Source organism: Actinopolyspora xinjiangensis (assembly GCF_900104475.1).
Lineage (GTDB): Bacteria > Actinomycetota > Actinomycetes > Mycobacteriales > Pseudonocardiaceae > Actinopolyspora > Actinopolyspora xinjiangensis.
In genome coordinates this window covers 148889-168163 of record NZ_FNJR01000003.1, presented here as the reverse complement: position 1 = coordinate 168163, position 19275 = coordinate 148889, and the positions used below count along the sequence as shown (strand labels likewise).

At 67.8% G+C, this 19275-nt stretch carries 13 protein-coding genes and 1 pseudogene; 9 read left to right on the top strand and 5 right to left on the bottom strand.

The window, feature by feature from the left end:
• Positions 1 to 218: 218 nt before the first annotated feature.
• A pseudogene (locus BLQ75_RS05700) lies at positions 219 to 1556 on the bottom strand (glycoside hydrolase family 6 protein); the annotation flags it as partial.
• A 527-nt stretch (positions 1557 to 2083) separates the two neighbouring features.
• Between BLQ75_RS05700 and BLQ75_RS05695 the strand changes: the two are divergent.
• The 5 genes from BLQ75_RS05695 (at position 2084) to BLQ75_RS05675 (ending at position 7886) form a co-directional block, all read left to right on the top strand.
• Positions 2084 to 3409: an ABC transporter substrate-binding protein gene (locus BLQ75_RS05695; RefSeq protein WP_211481186.1), complete on the top strand. Its 1326-nt coding sequence runs from the start codon at positions 2084 to 2086 to the stop codon at positions 3407 to 3409.
• Positions 3406 to 4377: a carbohydrate ABC transporter permease gene (locus BLQ75_RS05690; protein WP_092598872.1), complete on the top strand. Its 972-nt coding sequence runs from the start codon at positions 3406 to 3408 to the stop codon at positions 4375 to 4377. The genes BLQ75_RS05695 and BLQ75_RS05690 overlap by 4 nt, the downstream gene beginning before the upstream one ends.
• Entirely contained in the window at positions 4370 to 5209 is an 840-nt protein-coding gene (locus BLQ75_RS05685) for a carbohydrate ABC transporter permease (protein WP_092598869.1), read from the top strand. The genes BLQ75_RS05690 and BLQ75_RS05685 overlap by 8 nt, the downstream gene beginning before the upstream one ends.
• 88 nt (positions 5210 to 5297) lie before the next feature.
• Positions 5298 to 6707: a GH1 family beta-glucosidase gene (locus tag BLQ75_RS05680; RefSeq protein ID WP_092598866.1), complete on the top strand. Its 1410-nt coding sequence runs from the start codon at positions 5298 to 5300 to the stop codon at positions 6705 to 6707.
• An 81-nt stretch (positions 6708 to 6788) separates the two neighbouring features.
• Positions 6789 to 7886, top strand: coding sequence for an ABC transporter ATP-binding protein (locus BLQ75_RS05675; RefSeq protein WP_092598863.1), 1098 nt, complete (start codon positions 6789 to 6791; stop codon positions 7884 to 7886).
• Between the two features lie 15 nt (positions 7887 to 7901).
• Here the strand turns inward: BLQ75_RS05675 and BLQ75_RS05670 are convergent, their stop codons facing one another.
• On the bottom strand, positions 7902 to 9107 hold the full coding sequence (locus BLQ75_RS05670; protein WP_244515259.1) for an AGE family epimerase/isomerase: 1206 nt from the start codon (positions 9105 to 9107) through the stop codon (positions 7902 to 7904).
• A gap of 529 nt (positions 9108 to 9636) precedes the next feature.
• Between BLQ75_RS05670 and BLQ75_RS05665 the strand changes: the two genes are divergently transcribed.
• Positions 9637 to 10653 carry a class I fructose-bisphosphate aldolase gene (locus BLQ75_RS05665; protein ID WP_092598860.1) on the top strand — a complete coding sequence of 339 codons (1017 nt, stop codon included), beginning with the start codon at positions 9637 to 9639 and terminating at the stop codon, positions 10651 to 10653.
• A 159-nt stretch (positions 10654 to 10812) separates the two neighbouring features.
• On the opposite strand, the gene BLQ75_RS05655 is transcribed toward BLQ75_RS05665, so the two are convergent.
• Positions 10813 to 12009 (bottom strand): amidohydrolase family protein, encoded by a 1197-nt coding sequence (locus BLQ75_RS05655; protein ID WP_092598854.1) that lies wholly within the window; start codon positions 12007 to 12009, stop codon positions 10813 to 10815.
• Positions 12010 to 12193: 184 nt separating this feature from the next.
• Between BLQ75_RS05655 and BLQ75_RS05650 the strand changes: the two genes are divergently transcribed.
• The 3 genes from BLQ75_RS05650 (at position 12194) to BLQ75_RS05640 (ending at position 17096) form a co-directional block, all read left to right on the top strand.
• On the top strand, positions 12194 to 13483 hold the full coding sequence (locus tag BLQ75_RS05650; RefSeq protein WP_211481185.1) for an SGNH/GDSL hydrolase family protein: 1290 nt from the start codon (positions 12194 to 12196) through the stop codon (positions 13481 to 13483).
• 497 nt (positions 13484 to 13980) lie between these two features.
• Positions 13981 to 15918, top strand: coding sequence for a cellulase family glycosylhydrolase (locus BLQ75_RS05645; protein ID WP_092598850.1), 1938 nt, complete (start codon positions 13981 to 13983; stop codon positions 15916 to 15918).
• A 161-nt stretch (positions 15919 to 16079) separates the two neighbouring features.
• Positions 16080 to 17096 carry a glycoside hydrolase family 5 protein gene (locus BLQ75_RS05640; RefSeq protein WP_092599623.1) on the top strand — a complete coding sequence of 339 codons (1017 nt, stop codon included), beginning with the start codon at positions 16080 to 16082 and terminating at the stop codon, positions 17094 to 17096.
• Positions 17097 to 17208: 112 nt separating this feature from the next.
• Here BLQ75_RS05640 and BLQ75_RS05635 read toward each other — a convergent pair whose 3' ends face one another.
• Both BLQ75_RS05635 and BLQ75_RS05630 read right to left on the bottom strand, forming a co-directional pair.
• A complete protein-coding gene (locus BLQ75_RS05635) occupies positions 17209 to 18336 on the bottom strand; it encodes a methyltransferase domain-containing protein (RefSeq protein ID WP_092598847.1) in 1128 nt (375 codons plus the stop codon).
• Positions 18333 to 19274, bottom strand: coding sequence for an MvdC/MvdD family ATP grasp protein (locus tag BLQ75_RS05630; protein WP_092598844.1), 942 nt, complete (start codon positions 19272 to 19274; stop codon positions 18333 to 18335). The genes BLQ75_RS05635 and BLQ75_RS05630 overlap by 4 nt, the downstream gene beginning before the upstream one ends.
• Position 19275: the final 1 nt, after the last annotated feature.

Below are 19275 nucleotides of genomic sequence, written 5' to 3'. Positions count from 1 at the left end.
CGGAGCTGGGGGCGGTTGTCGAATTCGCTGCGTTGGGTGACTCCAGCCGTTCGTGGTTCGGGTTATGTCTCGGTGTGTGAGAGACCGTCCCGCCCGTTCCGATTCGGGCGGGACGGTGCTGGGCCGGCTGGTCTACGAGGTGCGCCGGATCGATCCAGCCGGATCAGAATTTCTGGGTGCCGCGCTCAGTTCTTCTCCTTTCGGGCGGCGGCTGTTTCGATCTCCGGATGGGCGTTTTGCACCAGCATCTCGAACTGCTCGTGGAACCAGTGGCCCGCCAGTGGGGAGTCCGGCATCGCTCCGGTGGGGTTGTTGCCCGCGTTCGGGGCGACGTAGTCGGGGTCGCACATCGGATCGGCGTGCTTGCCCTCGTCGTTGGGGATCTCCTCACTGGAGCCGTCGGACTCGCCCGGCGGCTTCGTCCACACGAACGCGTCGATGTTGGAACCGTAACCGGAGGGCGAGGCCTGGGGAGGAATTCCGATCCCGGCACCGCTGACGTTGCACCACAGGCCGCGGTGGGCCCGGCGATCCACCTTCGACTCCTCGATGTAGGTGTTCAGGTCGGTGCTGGAGCTCTCCTGGGTGGGGCGCTCCGAACCGCCCCAACCGTTGCGGCCGGTGTCGATGATGGTTCCGATGTCGCTGGGCCAACCGTTGCTGACGAACTGATCGTGGAGGTTGGCCGCGAAGTCGGACTCGTCGAAGTTCGGGTTCCACTCGTAGAACTGCCCGGACCTGACCTGCTGCCCGCCGACCCTGGCGTTGGGATCGGTCAGGAAGGGTTCCTCGGTCGGCGTGTAGTTCGACGTGTTGGTGGCGAACCCGTCGACGCTCTGGAAGCCGGCCTCGGTGCCCCGCACGACGTCGGTGTAGAGCTGCACCGTCTGGGTCAGGTTGTTGTTCCAGCCCAGCCAGCCGGAGTGCGCGAAGTCCATGTAGGTGTAGACGTTGGAGATGTCGTGCAGCTCGTCGAGGGCGTACTGCACGGCGTCGACCTGAATTCCGCTGGACTTCGCCTCGGCGCACTCCGGATCGTCCAGATTGGTGACCAGGTTGGGCAGCCCGTCCGGCTCGATGACCGTGGTGATCCGGATGTCGTTGTACTTGGGGTCGTCCATCACGTCGGTGATGGCGTCGATGTAGTCGGTCTTGTAACGTTGCAGTCCCTGCTGCGTCAGCGGCAGCTCGCCGTTCGAGGCCAGCGCGGCGCAGTCGCGGCCGGGCAGGTCGTAGATGACGAACGACGCCGTGATCGGGCCGGAGCCCTTCTGCGCCAACGCTTCGTCGAGGTGTTCGCGCAGGCTCAGCCGACCGCTGTTGGCCTCGCCGCCCTCGATGGCCGCGATGCGGTCGAGCCACACCGCCGTCGGGTACGACTTGATCTGCTCCATCTTGGCCTTGAGCTCGGCGTCCTGGGTCTGGTCGATGGACGACTGGACGTTCTCGGCGTAGTCGGGGTTCACATAGGAGGTCGCTCCCGCGAAGGGGTTGTCCACATGGGCGGGAGCGGCTTCGGAGGAGGCGGGGGCCAGCATGGGAACCGCCGCCGTCATCGCCAGCGCGACGAATCCCGGCATGATGCGACGCCAGGCCGGGCGCCGCTCCTCCCCGGGGGATGAGTTGGATGGCATGCGAGATGCTCCTTGCTGCTTTCGGTTCCGGCGGTGAACCGGTCAACTGCCCCGGCCACCGTCGACTGGACACAGCGGTGCGCTACGTCGAATCGCTCTGCCAGAATCCGGGGCCAAGCGGTGACCCAGATCACTGGGAGCGCTCCCAAATTAACGACTTGAACGCGTTGCGTAAACCCCGGATTTCGGGCCGCTCCGATCGTCCGTTCGGCCGCGCGGACGCGGTGATCACGGTTTGCTGTCGAATGTGGCTGGTGCGTAGTCGAAGTGAGCTGGGGTTTCATGTGACGTGCTTGACAATCCACGGGTGCGCGAGCAGTCTTGCACGACTAGTGAGAGCGCTCCCACTGAGACGAACAGGTGAGCTCGCGGGGTCGGGTCCGCCTCGTGTGCTTCGCGATCAGCGCACCGATCCGTGGCTCGTTCCGACGCCGCGACAAGGAGTGGTAATGCGGCACAGACGGTTGTCCGGGGTGATCGTGCTCATCCTGGTGCTGATGTCGAGTCTATTGGCGGGATGCGCCCGGGAACAGGACGACGGGCGCACCCTGACCTACTGGGCCAGTAATCAGGGGAACAGTCCGCAGCAGGATCGCAGAATCCTCAACGAGGAGTTCGAGAAGTTCACCGCCCGTACCGGCATCGAGGTGAACGTCGAGGTGATCGGCTGGGGGGATCTGCTCAACAAGATCCTGGGATCGGCGGTTTCCGGTGTTGGTCCGGACGTGGTCAATCTGGGGAACACCTGGGCGGCCTCGTTGCAGGCCACGGGCGCGTTCGTGCCGTTCACCGAGGAGCGGATGCGGCAGCTGGGCGGACGCGAGCGGTTCCTGGAGACGAGCATGAGCTCCACCGGCATGCCGGGCAGGCCGCCTTCCTCGGTTCCGCTGTACGGACTTTCCTACGGGGTGTTCTACAACAAGGCGATGTTCCGCGAGGCCGGCATCGAACAGCCGCCGTCGAACTGGTCGGAGTTCGTCGACGTCGCTCGTAGGCTCACCCGCCCGAGCCAGGAGCAGTGGGGGATGACGCTCGCCGGGGCCAGCTACACCGAGAACGCGCACTTCGCCTTCATGCTCGGGAACCAGGAGGGGGCCCAGCTTTTCGACTCCGACGGCAGGGCGACGTTCGCTTCTCCCCCGATGGTGACCGGCGTGCAGCGCTACGTGGAGCTGATGAGCGAGTACGAGGTGGTCAATCCCGACGACGCGGAGATCGGCTCGGCCACCGAGGCGGTGGGAAACTTCGCGAACGGTGAGGCGGGCATGTTGGTGGCCCAGAACAGCGCCATCGCCGCGATCCGCGCCGCGGGCATGGCGGACAGCCAGTGGGGTGTCTTCCCGCTGCCGGTTCCGGAACCGATGCCGGAGGGCGGCGAGGCGGTGCGCAGCCACGTGGCGGGCACCAACATCGCGGTCTACCGCAACAGCGATAACAAGGAGGCGGCTGTCGAACTGGTCGAGTTCCTGACCAGCGCCGAGGAGCAGAGCATCCTCAACGAGAAGTACGGAAGCCTGCCCGTGGTCACCGACGCCTACGACAATCCCGCTTTCGACACGAAAGCGCTGCGCACGTTCTCCAGCGTGCTGGCCGAGTCCTCGAAGCGGGTACCGATGATTCCCAACGAGAACCGCTTCGAGACCACGGTGGGAGCGGCCGTGCGTGACCTGTTCGCCAGAGCGGGCACCGATCGCTCGGTCAGCCGCTCCGACATCGCCGACGCGCTGGACGAGGCTCAGCAGAAGATGCGGAGCGGGGGAGGTTCGACGCGATGACGGTGACCAGCACCCCCCGGGCGGCTCCTACTTCCGGTGCCGAACCGAACGGTTCCCGGCGCAGGCGCCCGCGCCTCAGCAAGCGCAGTGTGCCGTACCTGCTGTTGGCGCCGGCCCTGTTCTTCGAGCTGCTGGTGCACATCGTGCCGATGCTCGGCGGGCTGTGGATGAGTTTTCTGCGGCTCAACCAGTTCTTCCTCCGCGAGTGGATGAGCGCCCCGTTCACCGGGCTGGCCAACTACCGGTTCGCGCTGGACTTCGACGGCGCGGCCGGGGTGGAACTGCTGCAGTCTTTCGGCGTCACGGCGGCCTTCTCGGTCATCACGGTGGGGGTCTCCTGGGTGCTGGGGTTGGCCGCGGCCCTGTTCCTGCAGCGCTCCTTCCCCGGCAGGACCCTGTTGCGGGGGCTGTTCCTGGTGCCCTACGCGCTGCCGATCTACACCTCGGTGATGATCTGGAAGTTCATGCTCGACCGCAGCGACGGCATGGTCAACGCGACGCTGTCGGACCTGGGGCTGGGCGGGGAGCGGTTCTGGCTGCTCGGCAACAACGCCTTTTTGAGCCTGACGATAACCGCGGTGTGGCGGTTGTGGCCGTTCGCCTTCCTGGCGCTGATGGCGGGGCTGCAGTCGATACCGACCGACATCTACGACGCGGCCGCGGTGGACGGGGCAGGACTGTGGCAGCAGATACGAACGATCACCGTGCCCATGCTGAGCCCGGTCAGTCAGGTGCTGATCCTGGTGCTGTTCCTGTGGACCTTCAACGACTTCAACGTCCCCTACCTGCTGTTCGACCAGGCGGTTCCCTCCTCGGCGAACCTCATATCGATCCACATCTACCAGAACTCGTTCCTGACGTGGAACTTCGGCCTCGGCTCGGCCATGTCGACCCTGTTGCTGCTGTTCCTGCTCGTCATCACCGCCGGGTACCTGATGCTGACCTCGAGGAGGAGCCGCAATGCGTGAGCCGCGCTGGTTCCAGTGGGTTCGCGGCGTAGGGCTGTGCCTGCTGACGCTGTTCACCGTCATCCCGCTTTACGTCATGGTGACGACCTCGGTGAAGCCGTTGTCCGACGTGCAGGACACGTTCCAGTGGTGGCCCTCGGTGCTGACGCCGCAGCCCTACGTCGACATGTGGTCGACGGTGCGGTTGGCCGACTACTTCGTCAACAGTGTCGTGGTCTCGCTCGGGGCGGCCGCCTTCTCGGTGTTGATAGCGCTGTTCGCCGCCTACGCGATCAGCCGCTACCGGTTCCGGGGGCGCGACGTCTTCCGGTTCACCGTGCTGTCCACCCAGATGTTTCCGGGCATCCTGTTCCTGCTGCCGTTGTACCTGATCTACGCCACTGTCGGGCAGGCGACCGGGATCGTGCTCCAGGGCAGTCACATCGGCCTGATCATCACGTATCTGACCTTCTCGCTTCCCTTCTCCATCTGGATGCTGGTCAGCTACTTCGACTCGATCCCCGTCGATCTGGACGAGGCGGCGTTCATCGACGGGGCCGGACCGGTGCAGACCCTCTGGCGGGTCGTGATCCCGGCCGCCAAACCCGGGATAGCCGCGGTGAGCATTTACGCGTTCATGACCGCATGGGGCGAGACCCTGTTCGCCTCGATCATGACCGACGCCGATTCCACGACCCTGGCGATCGGACTGCGCGAGTACTCCACCCAGTCCACCGTGTACTGGAACGAGGTGATGTCGGCCTCGCTGGTGGTCAGCATCCCGGTCGTGCTGGGGTTCCTGGCGCTGCAGCGTTATCTCGTGCAGGGGCTGACGGCGGGGGCCGTCAAGTGAGCCGGGGAGACGGGTCCGTCCCCGGCCGTTTCGTTCGGCCCCTCGCGGCGGGGTCGGACTTAGCAACAGCGGAAATGGAGCGAACGAGTTGACTGGCGAATCTACTTTCCCCGCCTTTCCCGAGGGATTCAGGTGGGGAGTGGCGACCTCGGCCTACCAGATCGAGGGAGCGGTGAACACCGACGGGCGAGGTGCCTCCATCTGGGACGTCTTCTCCCACCGGCCCGGTGCGGTGGACAACGGTGACACCGGTGACGTGGCCTGCGACCACTATCACCGCTACCGGGAGGACATAGCCCTGATGCGCGAGCTGGGGATCGACAGCTACCGATTCTCGGTGGCCTGGCCCCGGGTACAGCCCGACGGCAGTGGTCCCGCCAACAGCGCGGGGCTCGACTTCTACTCCCGGCTGGTCGACGAGCTGCTCGCGGCGGGCATCGAACCGTGCCTGACGCTGTACCACTGGGACCTGCCACAGCGTCTGGAGGACTCGGGCGGGTGGCGCGATCGCGACACCGCCTCCCGGTTCGCCGACTACGCCGCGATCGTGCACGAGAGCCTCGGCGACCGGGTACGGCTGTGGACCACGCTCAACGAACCGTTCTGCTCCGCCTTCCTCGGCTACGCCGAGGGCAGGCACGCTCCCGGCGCGCGGGAGGGGCACGGGGCGCTGGCGGCCGCCCATCACCTGCTGGTGGGGCACGGCGCGGCGACGGCCGCGATGCGGGCCCAGCGTCACGGTGGTGAGTCGTTCGGGATCACGCTCAACATGAACCCGGTGACGCCGGTCAGCGAATCCCCGGAGGACGTGGCCGCGGCCCGGCGCTACGAGTGCTATCAGAATCTCGCCTTCTCCGATCCGGTGCTGGGCGGAACCTATCCGGACGTCGAACGGGTCGTCTGGGGCGAGATCACCGACTTCTCCTTCCGGCGCGACGGCGACCTGGAGCTGATCGGTACCGATCTCGACTTCCTGGGGGTGAACAACTACTTCCCCGGCTACGTGCGGGCCGCGCCCTACGAGAGCGTGGACCCGAAGCCGCGCACCGCCGACGACATAGGTGCCGAGCTCGACCCCCCGGAGTCGCTGGGAAGGACCACGATGGACTGGCCCGTGGAGGCCGCGGGGCTCTCCCGGCTGCTGCGCTGGCTCGACGAGCGCTATCCCGGCCTTCCCCCGATCTACATCACCGAGAACGGGACCAGCGGTTTCGACGCTCCCGACGGTGACGGTCGGATCCACGACGGTTACCGCATCGACTACCTGGACAGTCACCTGCGCGAACTGCGTGACGCGATCCGCGCCGGCGTTCCCGTGCACGGCTACTACTGCTGGTCGTTGCTGGACAACTTCGAGTGGGCCGAGGGGTACAAGCAGCGCTTCGGCCTCGTCTACGTGGACTACGAGTCGCAGCGGCGGATCCGTAAGGACAGTTTCGACTGGTACCGCCGCGCCGTCGCGCGCTCGCGCGAACCGGACGACTCGTTGATCGTCTGACGCCTCCGTCGCCCCCGTTGCCACCATCGGGCGCGGCGGGCGTTTTTCTCCCACCGAACTCGTACGAATTGGAATACCGCAATGGCAGAAGTCGAATACCGCGCGGCCACCAGAGCCTATCCGAGCAGTCCGCCGGTCAGGGCCGTGGACTCGTTGGACCTGGAGATCGGGGACGGCGAGTTCCTGGTGCTGGTGGGGCCCTCGGGCTCGGGCAAGTCGACGGCGTTGCGCATGCTCGCCGGTCTCGAGGAGGTCGACGAGGGATCGATCTCGATCGGGGCCACCGACGTCACCGGCACACCGCCCAAGTCCCGTGACATAGCGATGGTCTTCCAGTCGTACGCGCTGTACCCGCACATGACGGTCGGCGAGAACATGGGGTTCGCGCTGAAGCTGCGCAAAACCCCCAAGGACGTGATCCGAAGCAAGGTCGCCGAGGCGGCCGACATGCTCGACCTGCGTGATTTCCTCGACCGCAAGCCCCGAGCGCTGTCCGGAGGGCAGCGGCAACGGGTGGCGATGGGCAGGGCGATCGTGCGCGATCCCAGCGTGTTCCTCATGGACGAGCCGCTGTCCAACCTCGACGCGAAGCTGCGGGTGGAGACCCGCGCCAACATCGCGGGACTGCAGCGCGAACTGGGCACCACCACCATCTACGTCACCCACGACCAGGTCGAGGCGATGACGATGGGAGACCGGGTGGCGGTACTGGACGGGGGAGTGCTGCAGCAGGTCGCCGCACCCAGGGAGCTCTACGACAAACCCGCCAACTCGTTCGTCGCGGGATTCATCGGCTCACCGGCGATGAACCTCGAGAGGGTTCCACTGCGGGGGAACGGCGTGGTGCTCGGCGGGCACGTGGTCGAGCTTCCCCGTGCGGCGCTGGCCGCCGCCGAGGGGCTCGACGAGGTGATGTTCGGGGTGCGCCCCGAGGCGCTGCTCCCCGTAGCGGACTCCGAGCAGGGGATGCGGATGAACGTGGAGCTCGTCGAGGAACTCGGTGCCGACGCGCTGGTCATCGGCTCCGTGGACGTCTCGGGGGATCCGAAGCGGTTCACGGTGCGCACCGACGGGCGCGGCACACCCGCCATCGGTGAGACGCTGACCCTGGTGCCGAGGGATTCCGAGGAAGTGCACCTGTTCCACCCGAGCACCGGTCAGCGGCTCGTCTCCTACTAGGCTCGCCGGGCCGGTTCACCGTCGGGCGGGCCGCAGCGCGACCGCGGCGGAGGGGGCCAACGGCAGTGTCGGGAACAGCGTGGCCTGGTAGGCGTGGTAGGTGTCCGGCTTGCCGGACCACACGGTCGTCGAGGGGCGTCCGTCCGGGGTGAGTTCGTGGTGCCAGCTGCCCTGGCCGTGGTCGAGGTGCCTCGTGCGTGCGAAGTCCCAGAACGTGGCGTACCAGCGCTGGTAGTAGGGCTCGGCTGTCCGCTGGTACAGCGCGGCCGCGGTCAGGACCGCTTCGGCGATGACCCAGTGCATCCGCTCGCGGACCTGCGGGCGGTCCTGCCAGTCCAGGGTGTAGACGAACCCGGGGTGTCCGTCGGCGTGCCAGCCGTGCTGGATGGCCGCCTCGAACAGGTTCCGCGCGTCGGAGACCAGCCAGTTCGGCGCCTCCTCGCCCAGTGAGGCTTCCAACTGGAGCAGCAGCCGGGCCCATTCCAGCCAGTGGCCCACCGTGGTGCCGTGGGGGCGGAACGGATCTTGGGGGCGATCACTGTTGTACTCGAGCTCGGGGTCCCACTCGGGTGTGAAGTGTTCGGGCAGCCGCCAGGCGTGGGCGCGGGCGACCTCGTCGATCAGCGTTCCGGCGATCCGCAGCGCACGCTGGTGCCAGATCCGTTCACCGGTGACGTCGCCCGCTACGAGCATGGCTTCCACGAGGTGCATGTTGCTGTTGGCGCCCCGGTAGGACTCCGTGGTCCGCCAGGTCCTGTCCCAGCTTTCCAACCCGAGCCCCACCTCGTCGTCCCAGAACCGGGACTCGACGGTTCGTAGTGCCTCGGCGAGCAGCTCCTCGGCACCCGGCCGTGCCGCGGCGGTGGCGCTGCTGCTCGCCAATACCACGAACGCGTGTTCGTAGGCGCCCTTGGTGGTGTCGGCCGTGCTGGTGTACCAGCCGCCGTGCTCGGCGTCGTGCAGCCGATTCGCCAGCGCGGCGATGCCGTGGTCCGCGAGTTCGGCGGCCTTCGGTTCGCCGAGCAGGTGGGCCAGGCTGAACACGTGGGTCATCCGGGCGGTGATCCAGGTAGCCACCGGACGGTCCGTGTCGAGGTGGCCGGATTCGTCCAGCCAACCGAAACCGCCCCCCGCGTCGCGGGCCGCGACCGCGAAGTCGAGCAGTCTGCGTCGTTCCGCCATCAGCCAGTCGTGGTGCTCGGGGAGATCCGGGTTGGTCAATGTCGTTCCTCTGATCGGGTGGATGTGGTGCGTGGTGAAGGGCGTTGATCCTGGGCGAGCCGCCGGTTGGCGGTGCTGACTGAATCGGTACTCCCTCCACCGCCATCGGACGCTATCGGCAGTGCTTCCGGTGGGGAACCACGGGGCGGAAGGCGGCCCCGGACAGGGCACGCGCCGAGAGGAGGAGTTCCGTCCGTGTGACCGAATCGATTCTGTCGTTGGGCCGGACGAGTTGTGTGAACCAATTCTGTTGTCCCACGGGAGTGTTTCGTACTTGGCGTGGCCGCGGAATTGCTACCGCTGTACGAGTGAACCGTTCTAGTGAACAGCGTTATCGCTTTGTGTGACTAATGGTCACTGGTTCGAGTGATGTGCGATACTTTACTGATTCGATTCCGTCCGATCTGATTCGATTCAAGGTGATTGGGTTCGGAATCTCCGGTCGGTGTCTGTCAGGCTTGAAGTGAGTCCGGTCCGGCGATCACCGGCCGACAACGACAGGCAGATACACCCCTAAGGAGAACGCACCGTGTTCAGCGACGACATGCGGTTGATCGCACAGCAGATGGTTGCACCGGGCAAAGGCATCCTCGCCGCGGACGAGAGCACCGGGACCATGGAGAAGAGGCTGCACGCTGTCGGCCTCGACTCCACGGAGGAAGTGCGGCGCCAGTACCGGGAGCTGATCGTCTCCACGCCCGATCTGGGAAGTTCGGTCAGTGGTGTGATTCTGTTCGACGAGACCGTCCGTCAGGATTCCGCCTCCGGCGTGCCGCTGCGCAAGATCGCGGAGCAGAACGGTGTCCTGCCCGGTATCAAGGTGGACAAGGGAGCCAAGCCGCTCGCCGGAACCGACGGTGAGAAGATCACCGAGGGACTGGACGGACTGCGCGACAGGCTGGCCGAGTACTCTCAGCTCGGCATGAAGTTCACCAAGTGGCGCGCGGTCCTCGACATCGGATCCGGCAGGCCCAGCGACTACGCGATCCACGCCAACGCCCACGCCCTCGCCCGGTACGCGGCGCTCTCCCAGGAAGCCGGCCTGGTTCCCATGGTCGAGCCGGAGGTGCTGATGGACGGTGACCACTCACTGGCCGCGGCAGAGGAGGCGACCACCCGGGCGCTTCGGCGGGTCTTCGCCGAGCTCGCCGAGCAGCGCGTCGAGCTCGAGTCGATGGTGCTCAAACCGAACATGGTGGTCGCGGGCAAGGACCACGGCACGCAGCCGAGTCCGACGGAGGTGGCCGAGGCGACCGTGCGAACGCTCAAGCGCACCGTCCCGGCCGCCGTCCCGGGGATCGCCTTCCTGTCCGGCGGACAGGGTGACGAGGAGGCCACCGTCAACCTCAACGCGATCAACCAGCTCGGACCGCTGCCGTGGCAGGTCACCTTCTCGTTTGGACGTGGCCTGCTGGCTCCGGCGCTGCAGGAGTGGGTCGGACGCGACGAGAAGGTCGACAGCGCCCAGCAGGTGCTGGCCCACCGGGCGAAGTTGAACGGGGCGGCCTGCGAGGGACGCTACGAAGCGCAGTTGGAACACGCCTGACCGGACGTGCCGCCGCTCGTGGGGCCGGTGCCACCCACCCGCCCCACCACCGGTGACCGATGTTCACCGGGTTCGGCGGACGCCTCGCGCTCGTCGCCGGACCCGGTTTCGTCCTCACCGGCCGAACCGGGTCGGTGCGGGCGTGTGGTGGTCGGCACGTCACGCTGCCGCGCGGGGGTGGTGCGGCGTACCGTTCGCGATCGTCAGCGCCACCTCGCCGAGATCGCTCAACCTCGCCAGCGGATCACCGCGCACCACCACCAGATCGGCTCGCAGTCCCGGAACGACACGCCCGGTGAGCCTGCCGAGGCCGAGCGCCTCGGCCGCCTCGGAGGTGGCCATGCGCAGAATCCGCTCGTTGTCGAATCCCAGGTGCTCGTAGAGTCCCAGTGCTCCGGCGAAGTCGTGGAACACCGAGTCCCGCAGCCCCGCGTCGGTTCCGATGATCACCCCGACCCCGGCCTCGACCAGGTTGCTGAGCCGTCGGTGGAACCGCCGGGCCAGATCCTCCCCGACCACGGCACCCAGTCCGTGCCAGTTGCGGGACTGACCGGCACACACCCGGATACCGCTGTCGCGCATGGCCCTGATCACCGGTTCACGCTCGTCCATGCCGTCCGGTCCCAACCACGTGCAGTGCTCGACGGTGGTCACCCCCGCCGCCACGGCGTCGGTGATCGCGTCCGAACCGTGCGCGTGCGCCGCCACCGGCAGCCCGTGGCGTCGGCTTTCGTCCACGATGACGCGCAGCTCGTCCCCGGAGAACTGCGACTGCCACATCGCCGGTGAGTTCGGAGTGATCTGACCGCCGGAGGCCATCACCTTCACCGTGTCCGCGCCGAGTTCCGCCCGACGCGCGACGGCCCGGCGCAACGAGTTCTCGTCTCGTTCCACCTCGCCCCCGAGGAACCAGCAGTGCCCGCCGTGGACGGTCAGCGGCGGGCCAGCCGCCAGGATGCGGGGGCCGGTGAGCTCACCCCGTGCGACGGCATCGCGGATCCGGATCGCCGTACCGTTCCTGTCCCCCAGGTCGCGGACGGTGGTCGTCCCCGCGTCCAGCGCCTGTTCGGCGCGTTCGGCCATGCCGTTCAGCAGTTCGTCGTCCTCGGAGGCCAGCAGGGTGTTGATCGGTTCCGCACCGGCGTCGAGGGACAGGTGCACGTGCGCGTTGATCAGTCCCGGCAGAATCGTGTGGCCGGGAAAGTCGTAGGCGTGGGCGTCGGGGGCCGATTCGGCCAGCTCGGCGCGCGGTCCGACCGCGGTGATCAGGCCCCGCTCCACGAGTACCGCGCCGTCCTCGACGAGGTGCTCGGTTGTCCCCGTCCACATCCGTTCCGCCGATACCAGTAGTCGCATGCGATGCGAAAGCCTCCGATTTCTCACTTGTCGCGGTGCCCGGTTCTCCGTACTTGACTGGATTCTCCCCATCGTTACCGGATCGGTGGTAGTGAATTCGACGGATCGTGTGTTGAGTTGCTGGGAGCGCTCACAAGTGCTGGTGTAGGCCGGAGTTCGCCTGGAATCCGAGGAGCGATGCCCGTTGCGTGGTTTGGTCCTTCGCACGTTGTTGTGCCTGCTCAGTTGTTTGGCGGTCGTTGCCGCGACCGCGCCCGTCGCTGCCGCCCGTTCCGCACCCGAGTCTCGGTCCCAGAAGTGGGTGGCCGCCTGGGCGGCTAGTCCGGTGCGGGGCAGTGATCTGCCCGGATCCGACACCTGTCCGGCGGCCGACGGCGTCGACGACGCCACCGTGCGCGATGTCGTGTTCGTCAGCACCGGCGGCTCCGAGGTGCGGGTTCGGCTCAGCAACGTGTTCGGTACCGCGCCGCTGCGGATCGGTCACGCGACCGTCGCGGAGCGCTCGGAGGGAGCCGCCGCGGTGCCCGGAACCGTGCGTGAGCTGACGTTCGACGGCCGTTCGGAAGTCGAGATCCCCGCCGGTCGGCACCGCTACAGCGATCCCGTCGGACTGGACGTCGAAGCGCTGTCCACGTTGCTGATCAGTGTCCACCTGCCCGAGGCCACCGGTCCGTTGACGAACCATCCCTTCACGGCGCAGACCAACTACCTGGCCGAAGGGGACACCGCCGCTGATCCGAGCGGAGAAGGCTACAGCACCACGCCGTGCTGGATGGTGGCCGACGCCGTCGACGTGCGGCCGGACCAGCGGGTACGCGGGGCCGTGGTGGCCTTCGGCGATTCCATCACCGACACCGCCGCCACCACCGGCAACGCCAACCAGCGCTGGCCGGACCACTTGGCGCGGCGGCTGCGCGCCAAGGAGGGCGAGACCCTCTCGGTGGTCAACGCCGGACTCGGCGGTAACCGGCTGCTGGCCGAGCGCCCCGGACAGCCTTACTACGGCGTCGCCGGGCTCGATCGTTTCGCCAGGGACGCGCTGAGCCAGTCGGGGGTGCGCAGCGTGATCGTGCTGGAGGGCATCAACGACATCGGATACAACGCCACCGCCGAGGAACTGATCGCGGGTTACGAGCGGTTGATCGAGCTGGCCCACGAGCAGGGGGTGACCGTTTTGGGTGGCACGATCACGCCGTTCAAGGGATCGAGCGTCTGGAACGAGCAACGTGAGCGGACTCGGCAGCGGGTCAACGAGTGGATCAGGAACAGCGGCCGGTTCGACGCCGTGGTCGACTTCGCCGCCGCCACCGCCGATCCCGCCGACCCGCTGCGGTTGCGGCCGAGCTACGACGGCGGAGACGGGCTGCACCCCGGCGACGCGGGCACCGCCGCCATGGCTGCGGCCGTCGATCTCGGCGCACTGCTCTCGGTGTCCTCGAGCCGGGACGCGGCGGCGAGTTCCGCACGCGACTGAGCCGCCCGCGCGGTTGTCGGGAACGCTTCCGGTCGCCGTCGGAAGCGTTCCCCGCGGGCTTCGCCGTGCGGGGGTCCCGCGCTGCTCGGGGCAGCCACCGCTGGGCCGCCGAGGGCGGAGTGGACGGTGCGCCGTTGGTGGACCCGCGCCACGGTGCCCCTCGGCTCCGCGGTTCGTCCGTGAGTAGTTCGGTACGCCCGTCGTGCTGCTGGCCGCCCCGGTCGAGTGGTGGGGAGCACCCCGCGTTCGGACCAACGACCAAAAGAGCTGATGACAGAGGTGACCGGTATCCGCTCGGCCGCGTGTTCACCGCCGCTGGTGCAGGGGCGAGTGTCCCTCATGGAACGACCCTGTCGGGATGGGAAATCGTGCGCCATTTCGTCCGGTGTTGACTATTAATCGCTTAAGTGATCCAATTCACCTATCCTTCTCGGGTGGATTCACTGCCGGGATCAGCGAGTCGTATCTATCCGCACACCGTTGATGGGAGAGCACGGATGCGTCGTGGTTTCGCCTTCGTCGAAACGCGGGACGGACCGGCAAGCTGGTTCGGGGCCAATTTCTGGTCCGCCGCCGGAGGGCCGAGGATGTGGAGTCGCTACGACCCGGAGCTGGTCCGTGCCGAACTCGCCGTGCTCCGCGAGCACGGTCTGACGCTGACCAGGTCGTTCTTCTTCTGGCCCGACTTCATGCCGGAGCCGCACCGCATCGACGAGAGCTGTGCCGCCGCGTACGCTGACTTCCTCGACGCTCACGTCGAGACGGGGATGCGGACCATCCCGACCTTTCTGGTCGGCCACATGTCCGGTGAGAACTTCGATCCGCCCTGGCGTCACGGGCGCGATCTCTACCGGGACGTGTGGATGCTGGACAGGCAGAGCTGGTTCGTCGAACGGCTCACCGCTCGCTACGCGGATCACCCCGCGGTGGCGGGATGGCTGATCAGCAACGAGATGCCGATCTACGGTGATTCCGCCGATCGGGAGAGCGTGACCGCGTGGGCGGGGCTGATGGTTCGCGCGGTGCGAGCGGGCGGGGGCACCCAGCCGGTCTCCATCGGCGACGGAGCCTGGGGCGCTGAGGTCACCGGTTCCGACAACGGGTTCTCGGTGCGGGATCTGGCCTCGTTGACCGACTTCCTCGGCCCGCACGTCTACCGCATGGAGGACGACCGGGTCCGGCAGCACTTCGGCGCCGCCTTCATCTGCGAGCTGACCAGCACGTTGGGAAGTCCCGTGGTGCTGGAGGAGTTCGGGCTGTCCTCGGAGTTCGCCTCCGACGAACACGCCGCGACCTACTACCGGCAGGTGCTGCACAACAGCCTGTTGGCAGGGGCCACCGGCTGGATCGCCTGGAACAACACCGATTTCGACGGCCTCGCGGGGCAGGATCCGTACCGGCACCACCCCTTCGAGCTCCACTTCGGGCTGACCACCTCGGAGCGTCGACCCAAGCCGCAACTGCGCGAGATGGCGCGGTTCGCCGAGACCCTCTCCGCGATCGACGTGCTCGGCTGCCGACGGGAACCGGCACGGGCGGCGATGATCGTGCCGGAGCACCTCGAGGGACATGTTCCGATCAGCGACGGCGAAGACGCGCGGTTCGCCTTCAGCACGCTGCGGCAAGCCTACGCCAGCGCGAAGCTCGGCGGTCTGCCGGTCGGTCTGTGCCGGGAACGTGACGGTCTGGCCGAGGACTGCTCGCTGTACCTGTTGCCCTCGGCCAAACAGCTGACAGCGCCTTCGGCGGCCGGGTTGGAGGACCTGGCCGCCTCGGGAGCGGTGGTCTACCTGTCCTACTGCCACGGTACCGGTTCGTTCCAGCGCGGTCCGTGGATCGCGGGGCTCGATCGAGCCTTCGGCGTCGAGCACCAGCTGTGGTACGGCGAGGTGGATCCGATCGAACCGGACGAAGTAGAGCTCATCTTCCATCGGGACTTCGGAAGGCTGGCGGTGGGGGAGAAGCTGCGCGTACCGGTGGCCGGCAACCGGCACAGCCGGGCACGGCTACCGGTGCGCGCCACCGAGGCCGAGATCGTGGCTGTCGATCAGGACGGTGAACCCGCCATGCTGCGCAGATCGGTCGGCTCCGGTTGGATGGTGCTGTGCGCTTACCCGATCGAGCACATGGCCGACTGGACTCCGGCGGCCAACCCGGACGCGGCCGTGCGGCTCTACGACGCCCTGGCCGACTTCGCCGGGGTGCACCGGGCGGTGCGGGTGGCCGATCCGGCGGTGGGTGTCGACGTGCTGCGGCACCGCGACGGCAGGCGGTTCGTCTTCGTCACCAGTCACAGCCCGGAGCCGCTGCGGGTGACTCCGGAAGTGGCCGGCGGGGAACTCACCGAGCTGGATGACGACAAGCCCGTGGATACCCTCGAACTGCCGCCTTACGAAGTGCGCGTGCTGAGCCTCTCGGATTTCGACGCGGCGTGAGCGGCGCCGCGTGTGGGGCGGCTCGCGGAACGGACGTGTTCGGCGTGCCGACCGGCCGCGTCGGACGAACACCCCCGCCGGTCGGAGTCGGTTTCCGGAACCGGGTGGTGTTCGGCGGCGCGGTGGAGTGGGAGTGTTCGAGAACGTTTTCGGAGGAGAGAATGAAACGACGATTAAGAATGCCCGCTGCCGTCCTCGGCGTGTTGGCGATGGCGGTGTTGCTGACGCTTTCGCAGGCCTCGTTCGGCATGGCGGGGAAAGCGACCGCTGCGACGGGGTTCCACGTCTCCAACGGCAGGCTGCTCGACGCCAACGGCAACGATTTCGTGATGCGCGGGATCAACCACGCCCACACGTGGTACCCGAACGAAACGGATTCGTTGGCCGACATCAAGGCCACCGGGGCGAACACCGTACGTGTGGTGCTCAGCAGCGGTGACCTCTGGAACCGCAACGACACCGCCGACGTGGCGTCCGTGGTCGACGACTGCGAACGCAACGAGCTGGTCTGCGTGCTGGAAGTGCACGACACCATCGGGTACCCGGAGAAGTCCGGCGCGGTACCGCTGTCGCGGGCCGTGGACTACTGGAACAGCGTCAAGAGCGCGCTGGTCGGGGAAGAGGACCACGTCATCATCAACCTCGGCAACGAGCCGTTCGGCAACACCGGCTACGAGGCCTGGACCGAGGACACCTCCAACGCGATCCAGCGGATGCGGGAACTCGGGTTCGGGCACACCCTGATCGCGGACGCCCCGAACTGGGGTCAGGACTGGACGTACACGATGCGCGACAACGCCGCTTCGGTGTTCCGGGCCGACCCGGCGCGCAATACCGTGTTCTCCGTCCACATGTACGGCGTGTTCGACACCGCCACCAAGGTCAGGAACTACCTGAACCACTTCGTCGACGCCGGACTGCCCATCATCGTCGGTGAGTTCGGGCACCGCCACTCCGACGGTGATCCGGCCGAGGACGCCGTCATGGCCACCGCCGAGTCGCTCGGGCTCGGCTACATCGGGTGGTCCTGGAGCGGCAACAGCGGCGGGGTCGAGTACCTCGACATGGTGCGGGACTTCGACCCGAACCAGCTGACCCCGTGGGGCGAGCGCATCATCAACGGCCCCAACGGCATCCGCGAGACCTCCGAGCCGGCCTCGGTTTACTGCACTCGCTGACGGTGAGTTCGGGGCGTTCGCCCCGCTCCGGCCGCGCGGTCGCCCTCGAACCGCGCGGCCGGAGCCTGTTCGAGTGGTTCCGTGGGGAGGGCTTGCGGGATTCAGGGGATGGTCAGGTCAGCGTGAGGACCGGCCGCTGCGGAGTGTCCAGCCACACGGTGTGGGTTCCGTCCGGTGCCACGGTCAGGCCGTAGCGGTTCGGCGGCGGTTTGCCGTGCTCGCACCATGTTTCGACCAGCTCGGTCAGCACTGGCCACAGCTCGCGCGGGCCCGACTGCTCCACGGTCAGGGTGTTGTCGTCGCCAGGGACGAGCCGGATCCAGGAGCCGTCCGTGGTGTCGTGTGCCCGCCACTCCGAGCCGCGTTCGGTTTCCACCGTCACCCGGTGCGTCCCCGGCAGCACCAGGTGACGCAGGAACGTCACGTCACCCTCGGCCAGCTCAGGAAGGCCGCGATCGATGTGAGTGCTCTCGGCTTCCCCATCGGTGATGGCGAGGATCTCCGAGGCGGTGGTGCCCGTGGCTCCCCGGCCCGTGCGCATGCTCATGAACGCGGCGGTGTCGGTGAACGGCCCGCTGAGCCGGCCGTCGGGAGTGCGCCGCAGCCGCACCAGCGCGAAGGACAGGTTGGCGAGCAGGATGCCACCCGGGACCAGCTGCCTCGCCCACTCCGGCGGGATCCGGCCGACCCCGCAGGTGGCGATGATCCGGTGGTACGGCATCCGCTCGGGTACGCCGCGTGCTCCGTCCCCGCACACCACGCGGGGTGCGTAGCCGCACTCGCGCAGCGCCGAGCGGGCCTTGCCGACCGTGTCGTGGTCCACGTCGACGCTGGTCACGGCGCGCTCCCCGAGTACGCTGCACAGCAGCGCCGCGTTGTAGCCGGTGCCGGTTCCTATCTCCAGCACCCGATCGCCCGGCTCGGCGTCGAGCTGCTCCAGCATCAGCGCCATCAGACCGGGGCTCGTGGAGGAGCTGGTGGCGATGCCGCGCTCGTCCCAGGCGGTGATCAGTGTGCTGTCGGAGTAGATCGCCTCCAGCGCCCGTTCGGGATCCGCCGCCAGGTCGTGCTCGGTCAGCCCGTCGGATCCCGCCGCGGTGAACCGGTCCACGAAGCGTTCCCGCGGTATCACGCGGAAGGCGGCCTCCCAGCGCGGTGTGGTGAGCCTGCCCGTGGTGCGCAACCGCTCGGTGAGCCGCTGTCGCAGCGTCTCGCCGTCCGGAGTGGTGGTGGGGGTCAAGCTGCCTCCTCGGTGAGTGCGTCGGCGATGGCTCGTGCGATCGGCAGGCCGGTGTGGGCGGCGATCCAACCCCACTGGCCGTTCGGGTTCAGGTCGCCGTGGAAGACCCAGCGGCCTTCGGGCGTGACGATCAGGTCGGCGGCGGCGACGCCAGCGGGGACCTCGACCGGTGTGTAGCGGAGCGACTCGGACGGATGGGCGCGCCGGTCCACCGCTCGGCCGTGCTGGGGCGGGTCCAGCCGCACCGCGAACATCCGGTCGTCCACCACGGTCAGCCGTACCGGGTAGGCGCAGGGCACGCGTTCCTGGAACAGGTGGGTGGTGCGTGCGACTCCGTCGGTGACCAGTTCCGGGGTGACCGGACGTGCCCACAGCGCGACGTGTCGTCCGTCCCCGGTGCCGGGGCCGCCGCGCAGCGGTTTGTGGATCACACCGGTTTCGCGGTGCTCGGCACAGAACTCGCGGGCGGCCTCCGGATCGTTGGTCAGCAGGGTGTCCGGTACCGGTAGTCCGCAGGCCACGGCGGCCCGGAGCTGGTGCGGTTTGTCCTTGGCGGCGGCGTTGGCGTGCGGGTGGTTGATCCAGCGCGCGCCGGACAGTGAGGTGAGCAGACCGCCGAGGCCCGCGCGGGCCTCGGCGGCCGCACACTGCCGTTCCGTGGCGGTCATCGTGGGGTGCGGTGCGAATCCGGACGGTTTGCGCAGCCACACCGCCCGCAGGCCGGTCAGCTCCAGCCGTCGGTGGACGTCCCGGATCGAGCCGTGCCAGCGAGGGTCGCGGCCGGTGAGCCGGACGCGTTGTGTCAGCCCTTCCGGGAAACCGGACAGGTCGAACCGGAACACCGGCACCTCGCGCCGGTGCAGCTCGGCGACCACCAGGTCGGCGGTGACGTCGTGCTCCCGCGTTATCACCGCCACCGTCGCGGCGTTCGCGGTCATG